This is a genomic window from Mixta calida (assembly GCF_002953215.1).
Taxonomy (GTDB): Bacteria; Pseudomonadota; Gammaproteobacteria; order Enterobacterales; family Enterobacteriaceae; genus Mixta; species Mixta calida.
In genome coordinates this window covers 2,783,909-2,805,875 of the sequence record NZ_CP026378.1, presented here as the reverse complement: position 1 = coordinate 2,805,875, position 21,967 = coordinate 2,783,909, and the positions used below count along the sequence as shown (strand labels likewise).

The window sequence follows — 21,967 nt, the reverse complement described above, 5'->3', positions numbered from 1 at the left end:
AAAGCGCGGTGGGTTACGGATCGGACAGCGCGAGGTACCGGACAGGCAGTAAACACGTGAGGGGGTCGGCGGACTGGCCGCTTCGTACCGGGAAAAATAACAGAGGGAACAAGGGGCGATGGCCGTTCGCTGTTGACTGAAAGCAAAAAAGCAGACGCCAGGCGTCTGCTTTTTTTAAATCTGGCTCCTCTGACTGGACTCGAACCAGTGACATACGGATTAACAGTCCGCCGTTCTACCGACTGAACTACAGAGGAATCGTGTGAACGGGGCGAATATTACCTGGCCCTGGAGATGATGTCAAAGCCTGTGCCCCGTTTTAGCGCGCGTTTGCTGGCAAAACCGGCAACTGCCGCGCGTTTGCTGCTTTTCTAATCTGCCGCATGGATCTCACTTTAAACGCTTTTCGCCGTCGATGTTAGATGCGTGTCAAATTTTTGTTATTTGATAATTTTAAAACGCGCGTTTCAATGCTTTCATTATGAAAATTTCAGTTATGTAAATTATGAAACAAAGAAACCATTTTATCTCTGCATTATCCGTCTTTAAGGAAAGTGAAACGCAGTTTCTGAATGAAAACAAACAGAAACAGGCGGGTAAAAAAGAAGGAGGCTAAACGCCGGCACAGTAAGCCAGCATCGATTCATCTCTACTGACAGTCCAAAACCCTGGTGATGTTGTGTGAATGTAAAAAATAATTTTCATTCGAGGTACCGGCCCGCCAGCGCAACTTAACGATGAAAAAGGGTGAGTTATGAAGATGAAAAAAGCGATTGTCGCGTCCGTTATCGCCTGTCTGTTGCCCGCCGCCGCGCTGGCGAAAGATATCCAGCTTGGCGTGTCGATGGCGCTGTTTGATGACAACTTTCTGACCATCGTGCGCACTGAGATGCAAAAAGAGATGGATAAATCGCAGGTCAAAGGGCAGATGGAGGATGCGAAAGGCGATGTGGCGCAGCAGCTACAACAGGTACAGAGTTTTATCGGTCAGGGCGTGGACGCCATTATTGTCAACCCGGTAGATACCAACGCGGTGAAGCCGATTATGGATCAGGCCAGCAAAGCGGGCATCCCGCTGGTGTTCGTCAATCGCCGCCCGCAGGCGGAGCTGACCGACAAAATGGCCTATGTCGGCTCCGATTCCGAACTGGCGGGCCGCCTGCAAATGGAAGCGCTGGCGAAAGCAATGAACCAAAAAGGCAATGTCGCCATTTTGCTGGGCGACCTGGCGAATGAAGCGACCCGCGACCGCACCAAAGGCGTCGAAGCGGTGGTGGCGAAATATCCGCAGATCAAAATCGTGCAGAAGCAGACCGCGAAATTTATGCGTAATGAAGCGGTGGATGTGGTGAGCAACTGGATGACCGCTGGCGACCCGATCGACGCCATCGCCTCGAACAACGATGAGATGGCCATCGGCGCGCTGATGGCGCTGGGCAAAAACAACAAGGTGCTGATTGCGGGCGTCGACGGCACGCCTGACGCCTTACAGCAGATCAAAAGCGGCAGAATGATCGCCACCGTTTTCCAGGACGCCAAAGGGCAGGGCGAAGGCGCGGTGCAGACCGCTATCAAGCTGGTAAAAGGTGAGAAGGTGCAGAAAAACGTCATGATCCCCTATCAGCTGATCACCAAAGAAAACTACCAGGCATTCGTCAGCCGCAACCAAAAATAAATCTGAGCGCTTGCCCGCCGTCCGCGCCGCTGGCGGTCGGGCGACGCGCGGTACGGAGGTAACGCATGACTGCTTATGCGCTGGAAGCCGAAGGCATCAGTAAATTTTTTCCAGGAGTAAAGGCGCTGGATAACGTCTCGCTGCGCGTCAGGCCCGGCACGGTGCATGCCCTGATGGGGGAAAACGGCGCCGGTAAATCGACGCTGATGAAGTGTCTGATCGGTATCTACCGGCCCGATAACGGCACTATTCGCGTTAAAGGCGAACCGGTGGCGTTTCACGATACGCTCGGCGCGCTGCGCGCCGGAATTTCGATGATTCATCAGGAGCTGAATCTGGTCCCCTGGATGACCGTCGCGGAAAACATCTGGCTGGGACGCGAGCCGGTGAAATATGGCCTGGTCGATCACCGCCAGCTCAACCGGCAAACGCAGGCGCTGCTGAACAAACTCAATATTCGTTTACAGGCGGAGCAGATGGTCGGCGATCTAAGCATCGCCAGTCAGCAGATGGTGGAAATCGCCAAGGCGGTCTCCTGGAACGCCGATGTGGTGATCATGGACGAGCCGACCTCCGCGCTGACCGAGGGGGAAGTGGGCCACCTGTTCACCATCATCCGCGACCTGCGCGCGCAGGGGAAGGCCATCATCTATATCAGCCACAAAATGGATGAAATCTTCGCTATCACCGACGAGGTCAGCATCTTTCGCGACGGCAGCTGGGTCGGCAGCGACAGCACCAGCCGCTATACGCGCCAGTCATTGATCAACCAAATGGTGGGACGCGAGCTGACGCAGCTGTTTCCAAAATTCAACAACGCCATCGGCGAGGAAGTGCTGACGGTGCGTCAGCTCACGCGCCGCGGCGCCTTCGCCGACGTTAGCTTCAGCGTGCGGCGCGGCGAGATCTTAGGCGTCGCCGGGCTGGTGGGCGCCGGGCGCAGCGAAGTGATGGAGAGCCTGTTCGGCATGGCGCCGCCTGACAGCGGCGAAGTGCTGATTGACGGCGTGCCGGTCACTATCGATTCGCCCTCCACGGCGATTGAAAAGGGCATGGCGTTTCTGACCGAAGATCGTAAAAAGTCCGGCCTGTTTCTGGTGCTGTCGGTGCTGGAGAACATGAGTATCGTCAATATGCCGGAGTACAGCAGTCGGGGCGGCTTCGTCAGCCATGTGCAGATGGCCCAGGACTGCATGGAACAGATACGGCGGCTCAATATCAAGACGCCGACCATGGATCAGATCATCAATAACCTCAGCGGCGGCAACCAGCAGAAGGTGCTGATTGCGCGCTGGCTGCTGGCGCAGCCCAAAATTCTGATTCTGGACGAGCCGACGCGCGGCATCGATGTCGGCGCCAAGGCGGAGATCTATCGTCTGATCAGCGAGCTGGCCAATCGCGGCGTGGCGGTCATCATGGTCTCCTCGGAGCTGCCGGAAATTCTTGGCATGAGCGACCGGGTGATGGTCATGCACGAAGGGCGGATTACCGGCATCCTCAATAAAGAAGAGGCCGATCAGGAAACCATTATGTCGCTGGCATCTGAGTGAGACGGGAGAATGTTATGAGCAACGTTAAGATAAGTACGCAACAGCCGCACGCGGCGCGCCCGTCGCCGTTCGGACATCTGCGCGGCAGGCTGCCGAAAGACACCGGTATTTTCATCGTGATGCTGGGCATCGCGTTGATTTTTGAACTGGCGGGCTGGTATGTGCGCGATCAATCTTTCCTGCTGAACACCAACCGGCTGGTATTGATTGTTCTTCAGGTCGCTATTATCGGCATTATCGCGGTGGGGGTGACGCAGGTGATCATTACCACCGGCATCGATCTCTCCTCCGGCTCGCTGATCGCCCTGACGGCGGTGGTGGCCGCCAGCCTGGCGCAAACGTCCGACAGTCTGTCGCCGATGTATCCGGCGCTGGTGGATCTGCCCGCCGCGGTGCCGATTGTTGCCGGCATCGGCGTCGGTACGCTATGCGGCTTAATCAACGGCGTACTGATCACCAGAACCGGCATTCCGCCCTTTATCGCCACGCTCGGCATGATGGTCTCGGCGCGCGGTCTGGCGCAGTATTACACGCAGGGCAACCCGATCAGCTTTTTGTCCGACGGCTTTACCGCTATCGGACAGGGCGCGATGCCGGTGGTGATTTTCCTGGTGGTGGCGGTGATTTTTCATATCGCGCTGAAACATACTCGCTACGGCAAATATGTCTACGCCATCGGCGGCAATATGACGTCGGCGCGCGTTTCCGGCATCAACGTGAATAAGTATCTGGTCATCGTCTATACCATCGCCGGCGGCCTCGCCGGGCTGGCGGGCGTGGTGCTGGCGGCGCGCGTCAGCACCGGCCAGTCGAGCATGGGGCTTTCCTATGAGCTGGACGCTATCGCCGCGGCGGTGATCGGCGGCAGCAGCCTGATGGGCGGCGTGGGACGTATTACCGGCACGCTGATCGGCGCGGTGATTCTGGGACTGATAAAAAGCGGCTTTACCTTTGTCGGCGTTGACGCCTACGTGCAGGATATTATCAAAGGGGTGATTATCGTTGCGGCGGTGTCGATTGATATGCACCGTAACCGCAAAAAACGCTAGCTGGAGCCGCCCGGCGGCGAGAGGACAGAGGCATGGCAGAGGGCCGCGTCGCTGACCGCCAATATATCCCTTCCACAGTCCGTCCCGCGCCGTTACTGGCGCGGGACGTTTTACTTCTCCAGCGGCGACTAAGCCTTAACGGTGGTAGAGTGGGAACGCGCCGAACAGCACGCCACCCGCCAGCAGCGCCATGCTCACCAGAATCCCCCACTTAATCGCAAAACGTTGATGATCGCCGATATCCACCTTCGCCAGACCGACCAGCAGATAAATCGACGGCACCAGTGGGCTGAGCAGGTGGAACGGCTGCCCGATAATCGAAGCGCGCGCAATCTCTTCGGCGCTGATGCCGTAGCCCGCCGCCGTCTGCGCAATTACCGGCAGAATGCCGAAGTAGAAAGCGTCGTTAGACATAAAGAAGGTGAACGGCAGGCTGACCACGGCGGTAAACACCGCCAGATAAGGCCCGAAGCTGTGCGGGATCACCGACAGTAGGCTTTTCGCCATCGCATCCACCATGCCGGTGCCGGAAAGAATGCCGGTGAAGACCCCGGCGGCGAAAATCAGCGAGGTGACCGCCAGCACGTTTGCCGCATGGGCGCCGATGCGCGCCTTCTGCTGCTCCAGCGAGGGATAGTTCAGCATCACCGCAATGGCGAACGCCAGCATAAACAGAATATGGATCGGCATCAGGCCAACTACCAGCAACACCAACAGCGCGGTAGTCAGGATAAAGTTGGGCCAGAACATCTTCGGCCGACGGTTGGCGGCGCACTCATCCTCGTCGCCCAGCCCCAGGCTGATCGACTCCAGATGATGACTTTCCATGGTCATTATGCCGAGACGACGGCGCTCGCGGATGCCGAACAGCGTCGCCATGCCCACCAGCGTAAAGCAGGCGAGCAGCATCGCCGGGATCATCGGAATAAAGATATCGAGCGCGTCGATGCGCAGCGCCGCAGCCGCGCGCGCGGTAGGGCCGCCCCACGGCGACAGATTCATGATGCCGCTGGCGAGGTTGACCAGACAGGTCATCGCCAGCACATTCATCCCCAGACGCCGATAGAGCGGTAAAAAGGCCGCAATCGCAATCATATAGGTGGTGGAGCTGTCGCCATCAAGGGAAACCAGCAGCGTCAGCACCGCAGTGCCGACCAGCACCTTAAGCGGATCGCCGCGCACGATTTTTAAAATCAGGCGTACCAGCGGATCGAACAGACCGGCGTCGATCATCAGGCCAAAGTAGAGAATGGAGAAGGTCAGCATCACGCCGGTCGGCGCCAGCGTCTTCACGCCGTTAAGCATCATTTCGCCCAGACCATGCCAGTAACCGCCAATCAGCGCAAACAGCGTTGGCACGATAATCAGCGCGATCAGCGCCGACATCCGCCTGGTCATGATCAGATACATAAAGCAGATCACCATCGAAAAACCCAGCACAGTCAGCAAAATTCTTTCCTTCTGAAGTAGCGGAAAACAGAAAGCGCAATACCGCTTGTATTGCATGGCGAGGGAACGCCAGACATGACGTAAAGTTATCGAAGCACCGGCAGGCGATGGGAAATGTTAACTAAGTAATCGTTTCATTTGTAATAACTCGCTGTTTTTCAAATTATTTTATGAAATAAAGTAATAACATAAATTTTACATTTGCCATGCGGCAAACCGGAGAAAGTGACGGAACTCATGTTTTGAACGGTACGGCATCATCGTTTTGTGACTGCGATCCGCAAAAAAGCGTCGTCGGCACCTGCACGGCACCAACGCAGCGGCCGCACGCTAATGGTGCAACATCGGCGTTAATCTGTACGGCGCGCTGTTTATGAACGGCGATTACCTCTTGCGAGGTAATCAGTTTCTCTTATTTTATCGGGGGTTAGGGCAGCGGTTTTAAGGTCAGAAGTCCGGTTGAAAAAAGTGGCCTGCATATTGCAATCCTTCTTCACAGCCGCGCCAGGCGCGACACTTCCTTTACAGCATGCGGGAACCCGTGATGGAGGCAATATGAACTTAAGACGACTGAAATACTTTGTGAAAATCGTCGATATCGGCAGCCTGACTCAGGCAGCGGAGGTCCTGCACATTGCGCAACCGGCGCTGAGTCAGCAGGTTGCCACGCTGGAAAATGAGCTGGATCAGCAACTGCTGATCCGCACCAAGCGCGGCGTCACGCCCACCGAGGCGGGCAAGATCCTCTATGCTCATGCGCGCACGATTTTACGCCAGTGCGAACAGGCGCAGGCGGCAGTCAGCAATGCCGGCCAGACGCTCAACGGACAGGTTTCCATTGGCCTGGCGCCGGGCGCCGCCGCCTCGTCGCTGACCATGCCGCTGTTGCAGACGGTGCGCGAACAGCATCCTGATATTCTGGTTTACCTGCATGAAAACAGCGGCAGCTCGTTAAATGAAAAAGTGATGAATGGCCAGCTTGATATGGCGGTGCTGTATGACCGCACGCCGACGGCCGGTATCGCCAGCACGCCGCTGATGAAAGAGGAGCTCTGGCTGGTAGGCGCCCACGACGCCCCCGGCGCAACGGTCGATCTGGCCGAGGTGGCGCAAATGAACCTCTTCCTGCCGCGCGACTACAGCGCAGTGCGCAAGCGGGTGGACGAGGCCTTTTCCCTGCGCCGTATGAGCGCGCGCATTATCGGCGAAATCGAATCGCTCTCGACGCTGACTGCCGCTCTCTCCAGCGGCATGGGCGTCACCGTACTGCCGGAATCGGCGGCGCGGGCGCTGGTCAACGCCACTAACGGCTGGATGGCGCGCATCAGTTCTCCCTCGCTGAATCTGCCGCTGTCGCTGAATATCTCCTCGCGTTTGCCGCTGTCGCCATCGGCGCAGGCGGTAAAAAATATTCTGCTGACGTTGCAGAACCGGCCGATGCCGGAGGCGCGCGAACTCATGCTGGTTAGCTAATTTCTTTCTTTTCTACCGCTTCTACAGGCGCACCCGGTGCGCCTTTTTTATGCCCGCCGCGCCGCTCCCTTTATCACTTAATTGCATAACAAACCCTTTTTTATTATTTGTTGCTATCAATGTGCCTGCATAACATAAAGGCAACATTGACCGGAAGAGAAGGAGAGGCGCTATGAACTTTCAACAGCTTAAAATTATTCGTGAGGCTGCGCGCTGTGAATTTAACCTGACGGAAGTGGCGAACACGCTCTTTACCTCTCAGTCCGGCGTCAGCCGACATATACGCGATCTGGAAGATGAGCTGGGCGTGGATATCTTCGTACGGCGCGGCAAGCGGCTGCTGGGTATGACGGAGCCGGGCAAAGCCTTGCTTACCATCGCCGAACGCATTCTTGACGAGGCGAGCCGGGTGCGGCGGCTGGCGGATGTTTTCACCAATGAGACCAGCGGCGTGCTGACCATCGCCACCACCCACACCCAGGCGCGCTACAGCCTGCCGAAGGTGATTAAAGCCTTTCGCGCCATCTGGCCCCAGGTGCGGCTGGAGCTGAATCAGGGCTCGCCGCAGGAGATTGTCGCCATGGTCACCGCTGGCGAGGCGGATATCGGCATCGCCAGCGAACAGCTGGTCAATCAGCCGTCGCTGGCCGCCTTTCCCTGGTTTAACTGGCACCACGCGCTGCTGGTGCCGAAAGGGCACGCGCTGGAACAGGAGAGCCCTGTTTCCCTCGCCGCGCTCAGCCGCTATCCGCTGATCACTTACCGTCAGGGCATCACCGGCCGTTCGCGCGTCGACCGCGCCTTTCACGCCGCCGGACTGAAGCCCGACATCGTGCTCAGCGCGCAGGATTCGGACGTGGTGAAAACCTATGTCGAGCTGGGGCTGGGCGTCGGCATCCTGGCGGATCAGGCGTGCCAGCTGGCGGCGGAGGCGGCGTTGACGCGCATCGACGCGCGCCATCTGTTTGAGCCCAGCACCGTCTGGCTCGCCCTGAAACGCGGACAGCTGCAACGCAACTACGTCTGGCAATTCCTTGAACTCTGCAACGCCAACCTGTCGCTGGAGGAGATGAAACGTCAGGCGCTGAATACCCAGGAGGAGGAGCCGGCGATCGATTTTCAGATCTGACGCGCATTGCCGTTCTTCGCCACAGCGATTAAGGTGTTTTTTTACCTTAACGGAGCGCGCCGACAATGAAAATACGTACCATGACGCCGCAGGATCTCGCCGCCTGCGTGGCGCTGACGCAGGAAGTTAAATGGCCGCACCGCCTCGCCGACTGGCAGCTGATGCTGGCGCTGGGCGAAGGGCTGGTGGCGGAGCAGGATAGCCAGGTTATCGGCAGCACCCTTTTCTGGCGCTGGGGAGCGCAGCGCGCCAGCATCGGCGTGATTATCGTGGCGGAGGCCGCGCGCGGTCAGGGCGTCGGCGGCGCGCTGCTGCGGCAGACGCTCGAACGGCTGGCGGGTATGGAACTGCATCTGCACGCTACCGAGGCGGGCGCGCCGCTCTATCGTCGGGTCGGATTTGTCGAAACCGGCGAGATTATCCAGTATCAAACCCCATCATTAATCCCGCCGCCGCCGGCTGAGCCGCCGCAGTTGGCGAGGCGCGGCGATCTGCCCGCGCTGGCGCAGCTCGACTACCGTGCTAACGGCTTTCAGCGTCTGGCGCTGCTGGAGCGGCTGTTCGCCGACGGCGCCAGCATTATTGTCACGCGCCAAAACGACGTGCCGACCGGCTTTGCGGTCACCAGGCGCTTTGGTCATGGTTATGTGATTGGTCCGACGATCGCCGCCGACGCGTCAGACGCGCAGCGACTGATTGCGCAGGCGATGCAGCCGCTGGCGGGCGGGTTCGTGCGCATCGACAGCAGCCGCAGCTGCGGCTTAGGGCCCTGGCTGCAACGCTGCGGCCTGCAACCGGTGGACGCGCCGCTGCGCATGGTGCGCGGACAAGAGTGGCGGCCGCAGGGAATGATTGCCTGGAGCGTCATGAGTCAGGCGATGGGCTAATCGCTGCGGTTGCCTTCTGACGAGGTCGGCTATGCTTAAAGTCTGTGTAATCTGAGAGGGAGAGACAGACGATGGCAATGAAGACCAGCGATTTTTTCGTGCAGCGCCTGAAAGCGTGGGGCGTAACCCGCATTTACGGCTACCCCGGCGACGGCATTAACGGCGTCCTGGGGGCCATCCAGCGCGCCAATAAAAAGGGCGCGGGCATCGAATTTATTCAGGTGCGCCATGAAGAGATGGCGGCGTTTATGGCGGCGGGCCATGCCAAATTCACCGGCGAGCTGGGCGTCTGCCTCTCTACCGGCGGCCCCGGCGCCACCCATCTGTTGACCGGCCTGTATGATGCCAAACTTGACCATGCGCCGGTGCTGGCGATCTCCGGCCAGGCGGAAACCACCTCCCGCGCCGCCAGCTATCAGCAGGAACTGAATCTTGATCGCGTCTTTTCCGACGTGGCGAACTTTGTTCAGGAGGCGGCGGCCCCGGCGCAGGTACAGCATCTGGTCGATCGCGGCGTGCGCATCGCCAAAGCGCAAAACGGCGTGGCGGTGCTGATCCTACCGAAGGACTTACAGGATGAGCCCTGGCAGGCGCCGCAGCATCTGCACGGCTTTACTCACTCCGGCCCCGGCTATCAGCGGCCGAAAATTGTCCCTTACCATGAGGATCTGCTGCGCGCCGCCGAGGTGCTGAACGCCGGTAAAAAAGTGGCGATTCTGATCGGTTCCGGCGCGCGCGGCGCGGCGGTAGAAGTGGTGCAGGCGGCTAACCTGCTTGGTGCAGGCGTGGCGAAGGCGCTGCTGGGCAAAGATGTCTTGCCGGACGATGCGCCGTTCGTCACCGGCTCCATCGGTCTGCTGGGCACGAAGCCGTCATCAGAGATGATGAAAAACTGCGATACGCTGCTGATGATCGGCAGCGGCTTCCCCTGGACCGAGTTCCTGCCGGAAGAGGGCAAAGCGCGCGGCGTACAGATCGATATCGATCCGGCAATGCTCGGCCTGCGCTATCCCTGCGAAGTGAATCTGCATGGCGATGCGGCGGAAACGTTGCGCGCGCTGCTGCCGCTGCTGAAACGTAAAGAAGACCGCAGCTGGCAGGAGGATATCGCACGCCAGGTGCAGGATTGGTGGCAGGTGATGGAAGAGAGAGCGATGGCGCCCGCCAGCCCGGTCAACCCGCAGCGCGTGGTGTGGGAGATGTCGCCGCTGCTACCGGAAGACGCCATCGTCACCTCCGACTCCGGCTCCTGCGCCAACTGGTTTGCCCGCGACTATCGGGTGAAACAGGGACAGCGCGCCACGCTCTCCGGCGGCCTCGCCTGTATGGGCGCGGCGGTGCCCTATGCTATCGCCGCGAAGTTTGCTTACCCCAACCGGCCGGTGGTGGCGCTGGTCGGCGACGGCGCGATGCAGATGAACAACATGGCGGAGCTGATCACCATCCAGAAATACTGGAAGAGCTGGGGCGACGGACGGCTGGTGGTCTGCGTGTTCAATAACCAGGACCTGAATCAGGTCACCTGGGAGCAGCGCGTAATGGAAGGCAACCCGCGTTTTGAAGCCAGCCAGTCTATCCCCAACGTGCACTATGCCGCTTTCGCCGAAATGCTCGGTTTGAAAGGCATCTACGTTGACGATCCCGAAAAGCTGAGCGGCGCCTGGCAGGAAGCATTAACCAGCGACCGGCCAGTGGTGCTGGAGGTGAAAACCGATCCTGAAGTCGCGCCGCTGCCGCCGCATATCACCTTTAAACAGGCAAAAGCCTTTATGGCTTCCATGGTCAAAGGCGATCGCGGCGCCGCGCAGGTGATTGGCGATACCGCCAGCCAGCTGCTGAACGAAGTGTTGCCGGGCAAGAAGAAATAATCCGACGCATCAGACGCTTATTAACGGGCGGTGGCGATAGCGTATGCTGCTCGTTAGCCTGGCCGCCTGCGCGGTTGGGCCTATCGTGAGACAGAAAAGATACCCTGAAAGAGGATAACTTAATGAAGGCAAACACCCCGGTCTGGCTGATTACCGGCTGCTCAACCGGCTTTGGCCGTGAACTGGCGCAACAGGCGATCGAGCGCGGCTTTAACGTGGTGGTGACGGCGCGCGACGTGCAGAAAGTCGCCGACCTGGTGCAGGGCAACGAACAGCACGCGCTGGCGTTGGCGCTTGACGTGACCGACAGCGCCACCATCGACAGCGCGGTCAAGGCGGCGCTGGAGAAATTCGGCGCCATCGACGTGCTGGTGAATAACGCTGGCTACGGCTATCAGTCTTCGGTGGAAGAGGGCGTAGAGGCGGAAATCCGCGCGCAGTTCGACGCTAACGTCTTCGGCCTGTTCGCCATGACGCGCGCGGTGCTGCCAGCGATGCGCCAGGCGCGCCGCGGACATATCATCAATATCACCTCCGTCGCCGGGCTGATCGGCTTCCCCGGCTCCGGCTATTACGCCGCCAGCAAACATGCGGTGGAAGGCTGGTCTGACGCGCTGGCAGTAGAGGGCGCGCCGCTGGGGATTAAAGTCACCTGCGTCGAGCCGGGCCCGTTCCGCACCGACTGGGCGGGGCGCTCGCTGCATCAGACTGAAAACCGCATCGCGGATTATGCGGAAACCGCCGGCGCGCGGATGAAAAACACCGCAGGCTACAGCGGCAAACAGCCGGGCGATCCGGCGCGGGCGGCGGCGGCGATGATCGCCATTACCGAACAGGAGAATCCGCCGCGCCATCTGGTGATGGGCGCGTTTGGCTTCGAGGCGGTGACCAGCAAGCTGCGCGAGCGGCTGGCGCAGATTGAAGCGTGGAAAGAGACCACTCTCGGCACCGACTTTCCTGAGTGACAGTGACGGCTGAAACCGGGCGGGCTTCCCGTCCGACGCGTTAAGGCGGGATGCGTTTTTATCCCGCCTTACGTTTTTCCAGCATCGCCGCAATTTTCTCAGGCGGCACCGCCTTGCTGAACAGATAGCCCTGCAGCTGGTTGCAGCCCGCCTCCGCCAGCGCCGACATCTGCCCGCTGGTTTCCACCCCTTCCGCCGTGACGGTCAATCCCATCGCATGACCCAGCCGCACCACCGATTCGATAATTGCCGTTGAATTTTCCGCAATGCCCAGCGACTGGGTAAAAGAGCGGTCGATCTTAATTTTGTCCACCGGAAAGTTGCTCAGGTAGTTGAGGCTGGAGTAGCCTGTGCCGAAATCATCCAGCGCAATACGGAAGCCCGCCTCGCGCAGCGCGATAATGATATTGCGCGCCTCGCGCTCATCCTCGATCAGCACCCCTTCGGTAATCTCCAGTTCAATGTGGCGCGGCTCGGCGCCTTCCGCCAGCACGATCTCTTTAAAACGCTGCACAAACCCGGAGGCGCGAAACTGTATCGGCGATACGTTGACGGCGATGATCAGCGCAGGCCAGCGTAGCGCAACGCGGCACGCTTCGCGCAGTACCCATTCGCCAATCGGTAAAATCAACCCCGTCTCTTCGGCGATGGGAATAAATTCGGAGGGCGGAATGGCGCCGCGTTGCGCATGGTGCCAGCGCAGCAGCGCTTCAAAACCGACAATTTGCTCGCCGGTCACATCCATCAGGGGTTGATACCATACTTCCAGCCCCTCTTGCTGTTGGAGTGCGATGCGCAGATCGGCGGCGATCTGTTGACGCGTTTGCACCGATTCATCCATCGCGCGCGCAAACAGGCGATACTGGCCGCGCCCTTCGTTTTTCGCTTCGTAGAGCGCGATATCCGCCTTGCGCATCAGCTCCTGACGATCCAGACCGTCCTGCGGCGCGATCGCGACGCCAATGCTGACGCCGACCCAGGTTTCGCTGCCAAGCAGAATATAAGGTTGTCCCAGCGCATCGATAACCCCCTGACATAGCCGGTCGACCTCATCTATCTCCGCAATATCTTCCAGTACGATAACAAATTCATCGCCGCCGCTGCGTCCGACGGTATCGCTTTCGCGTAGCAGGGCGGAGAGACGATGCGCCACCGAGATAATCAGATCGTCTCCGGCGTGATGACCATAGGTATCGTTGATATTTTTAAAGCGATCGAGGTCAAGCAGCAGCAGCGCCGTCTGGCTGCCGTTGCGCATGGCGCGCGCCAGCGCCTGCGTCAGACGCTCCTCGACTAGCGCGCGGTTGGCCAGCCCGGTCAGCACATCATGAAACGCCAGGTGCTGCGCCTGCGCTTCGCTGGCGCCCAGTTGCAGCATCGACTGCGACAGCCGCAGCCGCAGGCGCCACAGGCGATACATCATCACCACGCACACCAGCGTGGTTAACAGCAGCACGGCCGCCAGCAGCGGGATCAGCAGCTTCAGCATCTCTGTGCCAGGCCGCTCCGGCGTCCAGGCAAAATAGCCCGCCGATATGCCGAGACGCGAGAAAAGCTCAAAGCGCGCCAGGCCCGGCGGCGCGGCGGCGTCGCCGATATAGTGCAGGTGTTTGATTAGACTGCGCTGCGCTAACGCTTTCAAAAAGCCATCGTCCAGATACTTAATGCTGACCAGCCGATAGCCGCTTTCGCTGGCACCAGCGCTGATATCGCCGATGGCGACCATCGCGGCTCGCTGCTGAACGCGCGTGAAATCCACTTTATCTTCCGTGCTGTGACCCTGTAGCCATGGCGCCAACGCCTTTTCAAACGCGGGCCAACGGCTGTTGTCGATGCGCTGGCCGTTTTGCCAGCCCGCCAGAATCGTTTCCTGCGGATCGATAATGAAAATGTCCTGATGGCCGAACATCTCATACAGCCAGCGGCCGACATTATCATCCAGCCAGCCCAGATCGATCTGCGGCTGTTGCAAAAGCTGGCCAAACGGCGGCCAGTTGGTCAGGCTGTGCAGCTGACGTTGATGCTCCGTCATGCTCTGCACGAAGGCGGTTTTAATAATACTTTCCTGCTGCGTCACCGCCTCAGCGTTATTGTGATGCGAGGTCCATAGCAGGCTAAAGCTGGCGGCAGACCAGATAATGATCAGCACCGCCACTAACGGAAAGAGGACCTCCCGAACAAACTCGTGGCGAAAACTTTCTGGGTGTTGATCTTTATTAAACATTCAAGCTCTCGCTGTACCAAAAACCGTTCTTTAAGTGTGACATACAAAAGGGGGCTTCGCTTTGCTACATCAGGCGCACCCGCTGAAATGAGGTTGGCTCAGGCTGTCAGCAATATATAATTACTGATTAATATGGCTAATTTTTTTTGCGTTCAGCTAATCAAACTTAACGCAAATTCATCGCGCTGCCACCGGCGCGTCACCCGTCTGTCATGTTGTCCCGCCAGAGTAGCGTCATAAGCCGCGCCGAACCGGACGCGGCGGCATGAGGAATCGGTTATGAACGAGCTATCCAGACATCCGACCAGCGTTTATCAGGCCATTGCCGCACAGCTGGAGCAGGAGGTGCTGAGCCGTTATCAATCGGGCGACTATCTGCCGCCGGAGCAGCAGCTGGCGACGCGCTTTGCGGTAAACCGGCATACGCTGCGTCGGGCGGTGGATGAGCTGGTAAGTAAAGGTCTGGTTTTACGTCGTCCCGGCGTTGGCGTACTGGTGCTGATGCATTCCGTCAACTATCCTCACTATACGCGCGCCCGCTTTAGCCATGATTTACGGCAGCAGGGTAGCGATGCCGCCAGCGAACGCCTGCTGGCGGTGCTGCGTCCGGCCAGCCAGGAAGTGGCGGCCGCACTGGCCTGCAGGGAAGGCGAACAGGTTATCCATCTGCGCACGCTGCGTCGGATGGAGGGCGTTCCGGTCTGCGTGACCAACCATTTCCTGCCTCAGCTTGCCTGGTGGCCGCAGCTTCAGCACTACCGCAGCGGCGCGCTGCATGACTTTTTGCAGCAGCGCGACCAGCCGCTTACTTTAGTGCAAACCCGTATCACTACACGTCGCGCGCAGGCGAAAGAGTGTCGACTGCTGGCCGTGCCGCTACAGGCGCCGCTGCTCTCCGTCCGCACCCTGAGCCGGGCCGCCGATGGCCGCCTGGCGGAATATGCCGTCAGCCTGGCGCGCGGCGATATGACAGAATTAACGCTTGAGCATTCGGCGAAGAATAATGGAGAAGAACAATGAGTTTACTGGCGAGCTTAAACCGCCCCGTAGTTGAAACGCAGCCCGTGCTGCGTCGTATTTTGAAAGCGATGAGCGAACCCGGCGCAGCGGTTATGCTGCCCTGCACAGAACAGTGGGCGGGCATCTCTCCGGCTGCTACTGCGCTGTTGACCACGCTGAATGAGGCGGATACGCCGCTGTTTATTGATCCTATGCTGGAGACGTCCGCGCTGCGCGACAGCCTGCATCGGAACAACGGCGCGCCGTTGACCTCGGAACAACCTGCTGCATTTGCGCTGCTGCACAGCGACAGCGATCCTGACCTGGCGGCAATCTGCGCGCCTGGCGCGACGGTAATTCTGGAAGTGCCTGCGCTGAACGGTGGGTTGACGCTGCGTCTGCGCGGTCCGGGCATTCAGGAACGCCGCGCCATCGCGCCGCAGCTGCCGCCGAAGACGCTCGCTTTCCTGCGCGAATGGCCGCTTAACGGCCAGGGCGTGAATTTGATGCTGACCTGTGGCGAAATGATGATGGTGCTGCCGCGCACCGCTCAGGTCGCCGTATGCTAATTCATCGCCGCGCGCCTGGTGAAAAGGGGGCAGAGCAGGCCCCCTTAGTCGGGGGCCTGCTGCCGCTTTCAGAACGTCCAGCTCAGATTCAGCCTTCCTGAGGTTTCCTGATAACGATGCGCGCCCGCCGCGTGCGTCACATCGACAGAGCCAGTCAGCCGCTGCGCCAGACGCGCTTCTCCTCCCAGTTTCACTTCCGCCAGATTACGCGCGCCTGACGGCTGGTTTTCGCCGGTGCCCATCTGCACGGCGAAAGGCTGTGTGTGATGCCGCCAGTTGGCCTCGATGTAGGGCGTGACGAGGCTGCCTTCGGTCAGCGCGACGCGCGCCCCCAGGCGGGTCAACAGGCTGCCGTCGCCTTTGCTTTTTACTCGGGTTCCCTGGCTATCTGTAAAGGTATCCGCCTTGACGCCCAGCCAGGCCAGCTGCGCTTTAGGCGTCAGGGTGACGGCGCCGGCGCGCATTGCGTAGCCGCTCTCTATAGAGGCCAGGTAGCCTTTGGCTTTATAGACCTGATTCTCCAGCTCATCGCCTTTCACGCTGCCGTTAAACCAGGTGTGTTGAAGCCAGCTGTCGATATAAGCGCCGTTGTTCAGCCAGCTGCCGTAAAGGCCGAGGCTGTAGCCGTTCACCTGGCCGCGTGAGCGGTAACCGGTGAGCGACGCGCGGGTATGATTGCGGTGGTGGCCATATCCGGCAAAGGCGCCGACGGTGAAGGCGCTTTCGCCGTGGCTGAACGTCAGCAGATCGCTGCCGAGCTGCGTCACATAGCTGTTGCCGCGCGTCGTTAGCTGGCCGCTAAGATCGATGTTGCGGTCGCGGCCGCCGGTCTGACGCAGCCACAGCGCGCCGTGGGTTTCCCCGTTCGCCAGACTCTGACGCGTTTGCTGCGCGAGGCGATCGTGATATTGCAGCAAAAACAGGCTGTTCATTGCGGCGATGTTTGCCATATAGCTTCCGCTTTCCGGTCGCCAGGCCCGTTTGGCGGGCGCGGGCGTCGGTTCCGGCGCGAGCGCGGGTTCAGGTGCGGGCGCAGGTTCAGGTGCGGGAGCGGGTTCAGGTGCGGGAGCGGGTTCAGGCGCGGGCGCGGGTTCAGGTGCGGGCGCAGGTTCAGGTGCGGGCGCGGGTTCAGGCGCGGGCGCCGGGTCAGGTTTGGGCGCAGGTTCAGGCGCGGGCACAGGCGCGGGTTCAGGTGCCGGTTCCGGCGCAGGTTCAGGGGTTGGCTCTGGCTCCGGCGTCTCATACTGGCTGGTTAAATACCAATTGTTCTCTTTCTTCCGCAGGAAGTAATCATACAGTCCGGCGGTAGTACGGCCTTTCTGATCGAACGTGCCTGCTGAAACGCCGCCGACGCTAATCAACTCTATCCCGTTTTCCGTCTCGCTTCCCAGACCGTTAAGGTTATTGATCTGCACAAAGGTTCTGCCGGACGTGTCGCCCTGAATAACCAGCCTGTCAGTGGGCGAAGCATCGCCGCCCAGCTGGGTATTCATCACCAGCAGCGCATCGTCGCCATGGTAGTTGCCTTCCACCGTTAGCGTGCGGAACACGGCGCTTTGGTTGCCGCCGAAATTGAGCGTTGCGCCGTTATTGAGGCTCAGGTTAGTCAGCGAGCTGTCGCCCGTCATCGCCCAGATGCTGTTTGCGCCTGCGAGCGTCATATTAATCGTGCCGCCGTTTTGCGTTTCGGTCAGACCGGTAATATAACCGCTGTAGGCCGGGTCGTTGGCGAGAGTGATGGCACCGCCGTCGGCAACCATTTTGCCATTCAGCAGCAGGCTGGTGGCGTTGAGGGTGGTTTCGCCCGTTGAATAAATGGCGTAAACGTCATTGATAAAGCGATCGTTACGCTCCGCATTCACCAGGCTTTGGCTGTCGAGAAAAACCTGACCGTTAATATCGAGCGTGCCGCTGTTATCAATATGGTAAAAATCGCGCTTGCCTTCGTCGTTTTCCTGCGCGCGTGACAGCACGGCGGCCATGCCGGTTAAGCTGACGTCGCCGCTGTTTTTTAAGCCGTAATAGGTTTGACTGGCGGCGCTATTGGTTACATCCACAGCCAAAAGGCCGCCGACGGTGATTTTCCCGCCGTTATTCTTGATACCATAGAACGCGCCGCTGTCGGTTGCGCTCGCTGGCTTTGAGAGCAGGGTGAGCATGCCGCCAATATCGATATTTCCTGTGTTTTCAATCGCAGTAAACTTTTCCGGCGCCTGAAACTGTTCTCCCGGCTGTCGTTGTACGCTGACGCCACCCTGAACGCGCAGATTACCGTTCTCGTTATTAATGCCCTGCGTTTCAAACTGATTATGGAGGTTCAGGTTACCGCCAATGGACAGCTTGCTTCCCGTCATTAAATAGACGCCAGAATTTGAATAAGGGCTGTTATTTTTTTCAGCGAGGTTTTCTCTTGATGAGATAATGGTCACGTTGCTGGCCAGCTCCAGTTTTCCATTCGTCGCCGCAGTGCCGACCGTCAGCGTGCCGGGAGCATTCACCGCTTTACCCTGATCGTTAAGCGTTAACAGGTCGCCTGCGTTGAGGATAAGCGTCGCATCGCTTTCAAAAACCATGCCCAGGTTCTCTGCTTCGTTAACAATATTTAGCGAGTAAACCGTATTGTCGGGAAATTCCGGGTCTGGCGAACTCTCGTTCACGCCCGTTACAAATTTATACCCGGAGGCGATCCAGTCTTCGATCTGGTGGCACGAACTGTTATTAAAACAGAGCAGGCCGTTCGCCTGGGCAGGCGCGGATAACGCTATAGTCAGGCCCAGGGTTGAAGAAACAAAGCGGGCTAATAAAGAAAATCGAAACGGGAAGCAGGGGATTGGCATAATAATCAGGTCTCCATTTTTATTGTTCTTTCCTTTTCTCTCCTTAAGCGATATTTAAGATTTGTCTTAAATATCCAGTTAACAGTAATAGACGATTACGCTGATGTCAAAAAGAGCAATGTAAACATAAGGTTAAAATAACGAATCAAATTATTGTTATTAATTACGTTATTGATTGTTCAGGACGATTAATCGGGGCGACTTTATGATTTATGACGAGGTTTATTAATTTGACGTTAACAAGATAAAAAGAGTGTAATAACCTGGATTTATCATTAAAAATATCTGAATCAGCACGATAAGATTTTTATCTTGTTAATAATAAATATAAAGCTACCGTGCGCTTTTAGCTGCGAATAAGCCGCCAGACGTATAAGAGAGGATGGAACCCGCTGCTGTAGTAAGATTTGCTTCGGCGGCATAGGTTGTTCTCCCTTTTAGTGCAATGCGCATTTTGGGGGCCTTGTTGTGGTGCAGGGTCTCTGTAAGGTGAACGGCGTGACAAAGGGCAAGGCAGGGCGACAGCTGTGGCATAGCGCTTGCTAATCAGGAATGCTCTTATTCCTTTTATTTCGGCAAGAGAAACCTCACGCAAGTGACCACGCTAACGCTACGAGAGAAGCAGCATGCCAGAAAAACTATTTCAATTAAAAGCACACAACACCACGGTGCGCACCGAAGTAATAGCCGGTTTCACCACCTTCCTGGCGATGGCCTATATCCTGTTTGTTAACCCCACCATTCTCAGCGCCACCGGAATGGACAAAGGCGCGGTATTCGTCGCGACCTGCCTGGCGGCGGCAATCGGATCGCTGCTGATGGGACTGATCGCTAATTATCCTATTGCGCTGGCGCCGGGCATGGGGCTGAACGCCTTTTTTACCTATACCGTCGTGCTGCATATGGGCTACACATGGCAGATCGCGCTGGGCGCGGTATTTCTGTCAGCGCTGATCTTTTTTGCGCTCTCCATTTTTAAAATCCGTGAATGGATCATCGCCAGCATTCCGCTGCCGCTGCGATCCGGCATCGCGGCGGGCATCGGCCTGTTTCTGGCGATCATCGCCCTGCAGGGTGCAGGCATCGTGATCGGCAATCCGGCGACGCTGGTGGGCATCGGCGACCTCACGAAGCCCGGCCCGCTGCTGGCGATGCTGGGCTTTATCATCATCGTGGTGCTGGAAGCGCGGCGCGTAACCGGCGCAGTGCTGATCGGCATTCTGGCGGTAACTTTTCTCTCAATGGCGCTCGGTCTGTCGCCCTTTGCGGGCGTCTTTTCTGCGCCGCCCTCTATCGCGCCGACCTTTATGCAGCTTGATATCAAAGGCGCGCTCGATATTTCGCTGGTGGGCGTGATCTTCGCCTTCCTGTTTGTCGATGTCTTCGATAACTCCGGGACGCTGATCGGCGTGACGAAACGCGCCGGGCTGGCGGACGAGCAGGGTAATATCCCGAAAATGGGCAAAGCGCTGATCGCAGACAGCGCCGCCGCGCTGTTTGGCTCGCTGCTGGGCACCTCCACCACCACCAGCTATATCGAATCGGCGGCGGGCGTCAGCGCTGGCGGCCGCACCGGGCTGACGGCGGTTGTCGTCGCCGCGCTGTTTCTGCTGAGCCTGTTCTTCGCGCCGCTCGCCTCCAGCGTACCGGTCTACGCTACCGCGCCCGCGCTACTGTTTATCGCCGTGCTGATGACCTCCGGCCTGGCGGAGATCGACTGGAAAGATATCACTACCGCCGCGCCGGTGACCGTTACCGCGTTGACCATGCCGCTGACCTACTCGATCGCTAACGGCATCGCCTTCGGCTTTATCACCTGGACGCTGGTGAAGCTGCTGAGCGGGCGTCGTCATGAGCTCAACGCCGCGCTGATCGTACTGTCAGCGCTGTTTGTCATTAAACTCGGCTGGCTGAGCGCCTGATCCCTTTGGCCGCCGCGTTCTTCCGGCGGCCTGTTTCTCCCTTCTGAGGCCGCTATTGTAGCGCTTATGTCAGTCTGATAAGCCGCGCGCGGCAACGTTCCGCTGCCCATTTTTTGACGTTCTCTCTTGCCGGAAAAAGCCCAGTATTCATTGACGCAGGTCAGTAAAAATAACCATTAATAATGGCAGGCTTACTTAAACAGCGGTTTCATGCTATATTTGCTGCATAAAACGTTATTTAATCAATTAATGAGGCACTGAAACAGGTCATTTTTACTTACTGACACAGTGAAAAAATATGCTGACAGGTAGTAAGAGATTTTCCCCTAACGTCTCCGTATTCATCCTGGCTGCCCCGGCCTTCCTTTGCGAAACCCACTGGTGCAGCGAGCTGTAGCTTTCTTCATTTCTCTTTAGCCACCGCCCGCCTGCGCGGCTGAATGCCTGGCGCATCGCCCCTGCGGAGTGACTGGCTAGCTATCCAACATTCTGGATTTTTTATTCATTTCCCATTGTCGGGCGGCTTTCTGTCGGCTTCAGGGGAGTGTTTGGTTGTTTTTTATCGTTTTGAGGTCAAGAGAATGAAGTATTGGTTATTTTTACTTTTTTCGATCGTTGCGGAAGTGACGGGTACGCTGTCGATGAAGTTTGCCAGCCTGTACGGCGGACAGGCCGGTCATCTGGTGATGTATGTCATGGTGACGCTCTCCTATATTGCGCTGTCGATGGCGATCAAGCGCATCGCGCTGGGGTAGCCTATGCGCTGTGGGAAGGGATCGGCGTGCTGCTGATTACGCTGTGCAGCGTCGCCTGGTTTGCGGAGCCGCTGCCGCTGTTGAAAGCGTGCGGTTTGCTGGTGCTGATTGCGGGCATCGTGCTGCTGAACGGCGGCACGGAGAAAACGCGTGCGCGTAAAGCGGAAAAAGGAGGCCACCATGCAAACGCTTAATTACGGTCATATCGCGTTTTTAATGCTGGCGGTGGTGCTGGAGATCGCCGCCAATATTTTCCTGAAATATTCGGACGGCTTCCGTAAACGGCTGCCGGGCCTGCTGTCGCTGCTGCTGGTAATGGGCGCGTTCACCGCGTTGGGCCAGGCGGTTAAAGGGATCGATCTGGCGGTCGCCTATGCGCTGTGGGGCGGCTTCGGCGTGCTCGCTACGCTGGCGGCGGGCTGGATTCTGTTTGGTCAGCGTTTGCGTCCACGCGGCTGGATTGGTCTGTCGCTGCTGCTGATCGGCATGATGATGATCAAGCTGGCCTGACGCGCCGGACGCTCCCTGACGTGACAGCACGACAGAGAGCGCCCTCATCCCGGCGCGCTCAGCGTCGTACATAAAAAAGCGCCCGTGGGCGCTTTTTTTGTGGATG

The 21,967-nt window shown here is 58.3% G+C and carries 15 protein-coding genes, 1 tRNA gene and 1 pseudogene; 13 read left to right on the top strand and 4 right to left on the bottom strand.

The annotated features are described in order from the left end of the window. Window positions 1–181: 181 nt before the first annotated feature. Window positions 182–257 (bottom strand) — tRNA-Asn (locus C2E16_RS13425). Between the two features lie 497 nt (window positions 258–754). On the opposite strand from C2E16_RS13425, the gene C2E16_RS13420 reads away from it, so the two are divergent. The 3 genes from C2E16_RS13420 (at window position 755) to C2E16_RS13410 (ending at window position 4,274) form a co-directional block, all read left to right on the top strand. Next, window positions 755–1,675, top strand: coding sequence for a sugar ABC transporter substrate-binding protein (locus tag C2E16_RS13420; RefSeq protein ID WP_084971265.1), 921 nt, complete (start codon window positions 755–757; stop codon window positions 1,673–1,675). A 65-nt stretch (window positions 1,676–1,740) separates the two neighbouring features. Next, window positions 1,741–3,225: a sugar ABC transporter ATP-binding protein gene (locus C2E16_RS13415; RefSeq protein ID WP_038625326.1), complete on the top strand. Its 1,485-nt coding sequence runs from the start codon at window positions 1,741–1,743 to the stop codon at window positions 3,223–3,225. 14 nt (window positions 3,226–3,239) lie between these two features. Then, window positions 3,240–4,274: an ABC transporter permease gene (locus C2E16_RS13410; protein WP_084971263.1), complete on the top strand. Its 1,035-nt coding sequence runs from the start codon at window positions 3,240–3,242 to the stop codon at window positions 4,272–4,274. Between the two features lie 135 nt (window positions 4,275–4,409). Here the strand turns inward: C2E16_RS13410 and C2E16_RS13405 are convergent, their stop codons facing one another. Then, entirely contained in the window at window positions 4,410–5,723 is a 1,314-nt protein-coding gene (locus C2E16_RS13405; protein WP_038625328.1) for a CitMHS family transporter, read from the bottom strand. 555 nt (window positions 5,724–6,278) lie between these two features. Here C2E16_RS13405 and nac point away from each other — a divergent pair. The 5 genes from nac (at window position 6,279) to C2E16_RS13380 (ending at window position 12,045) form a co-directional block, all read left to right on the top strand. Further along, window positions 6,279–7,196 (top strand): nitrogen assimilation transcriptional regulator NAC, encoded by a 918-nt coding sequence (gene nac, locus C2E16_RS13400; RefSeq protein ID WP_038625329.1) that lies wholly within the window; start codon window positions 6,279–6,281, stop codon window positions 7,194–7,196. A 172-nt stretch (window positions 7,197–7,368) separates the two neighbouring features. Further along, entirely contained in the window at window positions 7,369–8,325 is a 957-nt protein-coding gene (cbl, locus tag C2E16_RS13395) for an HTH-type transcriptional regulator Cbl (RefSeq protein WP_038625330.1), read from the top strand. A 65-nt stretch (window positions 8,326–8,390) separates the two neighbouring features. After that, window positions 8,391–9,212: a GNAT family N-acetyltransferase gene (locus C2E16_RS13390; RefSeq protein WP_038625331.1), complete on the top strand. Its 822-nt coding sequence runs from the start codon at window positions 8,391–8,393 to the stop codon at window positions 9,210–9,212. A 71-nt stretch (window positions 9,213–9,283) separates the two neighbouring features. Further along, complete coding sequence (locus C2E16_RS13385) at window positions 9,284–11,080, top strand: thiamine pyrophosphate-requiring protein (protein ID WP_038625332.1); 1,797 nt, start codon at window positions 9,284–9,286, stop codon at window positions 11,078–11,080. A 122-nt stretch (window positions 11,081–11,202) separates the two neighbouring features. Then, entirely contained in the window at window positions 11,203–12,045 is an 843-nt protein-coding gene (locus C2E16_RS13380) for an oxidoreductase (RefSeq protein ID WP_038625333.1), read from the top strand. Between the two features lie 58 nt (window positions 12,046–12,103). Here C2E16_RS13380 and C2E16_RS13375 read toward each other — a convergent pair whose 3' ends face one another. Continuing rightward, window positions 12,104–14,269 carry a putative bifunctional diguanylate cyclase/phosphodiesterase gene (locus C2E16_RS13375; RefSeq protein ID WP_084971504.1) on the bottom strand — a complete coding sequence of 722 codons (2,166 nt, stop codon included), beginning with the start codon at window positions 14,267–14,269 and terminating at the stop codon, window positions 12,104–12,106. Window positions 14,270–14,548: 279 nt separating this feature from the next. Between C2E16_RS13375 and phnF the strand changes: the two genes are divergently transcribed. Both phnF and phnH read left to right on the top strand, forming a co-directional pair. Continuing rightward, window positions 14,549–15,289, top strand: coding sequence for a phosphonate metabolism transcriptional regulator PhnF (gene phnF / locus C2E16_RS13370; protein WP_038625335.1), 741 nt, complete (start codon window positions 14,549–14,551; stop codon window positions 15,287–15,289). After that, window positions 15,286–15,837, top strand: a complete 552-nt coding sequence (gene phnH, locus C2E16_RS13365; RefSeq protein WP_084971506.1) for a phosphonate C-P lyase system protein PhnH — start codon at window positions 15,286–15,288, stop codon at window positions 15,835–15,837. Before phnF ends, phnH begins: the two co-directional genes overlap by 4 nt. A 68-nt stretch (window positions 15,838–15,905) precedes the next feature. On the opposite strand, the gene C2E16_RS13360 is transcribed toward phnH, so the two are convergent. Further along, a complete protein-coding gene (locus C2E16_RS13360; RefSeq protein WP_167401672.1) occupies window positions 15,906–18,494 on the bottom strand; it encodes an autotransporter outer membrane beta-barrel domain-containing protein in 2,589 nt (862 codons plus the stop codon). Between the two features lie 806 nt (window positions 18,495–19,300). On the opposite strand from C2E16_RS13360, the gene C2E16_RS13355 reads away from it, so the two are divergent. The 3 genes and pseudogenes from C2E16_RS13355 to mdtI all read left to right on the top strand — a co-directional run bounded on the left by C2E16_RS13355 (window position 19,301) and on the right by mdtI (window position 21,861). After that, window positions 19,301–20,596 carry an NCS2 family permease gene (locus tag C2E16_RS13355; RefSeq protein WP_038625338.1) on the top strand — a complete coding sequence of 432 codons (1,296 nt, stop codon included), beginning with the start codon at window positions 19,301–19,303 and terminating at the stop codon, window positions 20,594–20,596. Between the two features lie 581 nt (window positions 20,597–21,177). Next, window positions 21,178–21,545 (top strand): annotated as a pseudogene (mdtJ, locus tag C2E16_RS13350) (multidrug/spermidine efflux SMR transporter subunit MdtJ). Continuing rightward, on the top strand, window positions 21,532–21,861 hold the full coding sequence (mdtI, locus tag C2E16_RS13345) for a multidrug/spermidine efflux SMR transporter subunit MdtI (RefSeq protein ID WP_084971525.1): 330 nt from the start codon (window positions 21,532–21,534) through the stop codon (window positions 21,859–21,861). The pseudogene mdtJ and the gene mdtI overlap by 14 nt, the downstream one beginning before the upstream one ends. The last annotated feature ends 106 nt before the right edge of the window (window positions 21,862–21,967 follow it).

Excerpts from the sequence above, each read along its gene's own strand:
- C2E16_RS13420 (WP_084971265.1), top strand. The coding sequence starts at position 755 with ATGAAGATGAAAAAAGCGATTGTCGCGTCCGTTATCGCCTGTCTGTTG.
- C2E16_RS13415 (WP_038625326.1), top strand. The coding sequence starts at position 1,741 with ATGACTGCTTATGCGCTGGAAGCCGAAGGCATCAGTAAATTTTTTCCA.
- C2E16_RS13410 (WP_084971263.1), top strand. The coding sequence starts at position 3,240 with ATGAGCAACGTTAAGATAAGTACGCAACAGCCGCACGCGGCGCGCCCG.
- nac (WP_038625329.1), top strand. The coding sequence starts at position 6,279 with ATGAACTTAAGACGACTGAAATACTTTGTGAAAATCGTCGATATCGGC.
- cbl (WP_038625330.1), top strand. The coding sequence starts at position 7,369 with ATGAACTTTCAACAGCTTAAAATTATTCGTGAGGCTGCGCGCTGTGAA.
- C2E16_RS13390 (WP_038625331.1), top strand. The coding sequence starts at position 8,391 with ATGAAAATACGTACCATGACGCCGCAGGATCTCGCCGCCTGCGTGGCG.
- C2E16_RS13385 (WP_038625332.1), top strand. The coding sequence starts at position 9,284 with ATGGCAATGAAGACCAGCGATTTTTTCGTGCAGCGCCTGAAAGCGTGG.
- C2E16_RS13380 (WP_038625333.1), top strand. The coding sequence starts at position 11,203 with ATGAAGGCAAACACCCCGGTCTGGCTGATTACCGGCTGCTCAACCGGC.
- C2E16_RS13375 (WP_084971504.1), bottom strand. The coding sequence starts at position 14,269 with ATGTTTAATAAAGATCAACACCCAGAAAGTTTTCGCCACGAGTTTGTT.
- phnF (WP_038625335.1), top strand. The coding sequence starts at position 14,549 with ATGAACGAGCTATCCAGACATCCGACCAGCGTTTATCAGGCCATTGCC.
- phnH (WP_084971506.1), top strand. The coding sequence starts at position 15,286 with ATGAGTTTACTGGCGAGCTTAAACCGCCCCGTAGTTGAAACGCAGCCC.
- C2E16_RS13355 (WP_038625338.1), top strand. The coding sequence starts at position 19,301 with ATGCCAGAAAAACTATTTCAATTAAAAGCACACAACACCACGGTGCGC.
- mdtI (WP_084971525.1), top strand. The coding sequence starts at position 21,532 with ATGCAAACGCTTAATTACGGTCATATCGCGTTTTTAATGCTGGCGGTG.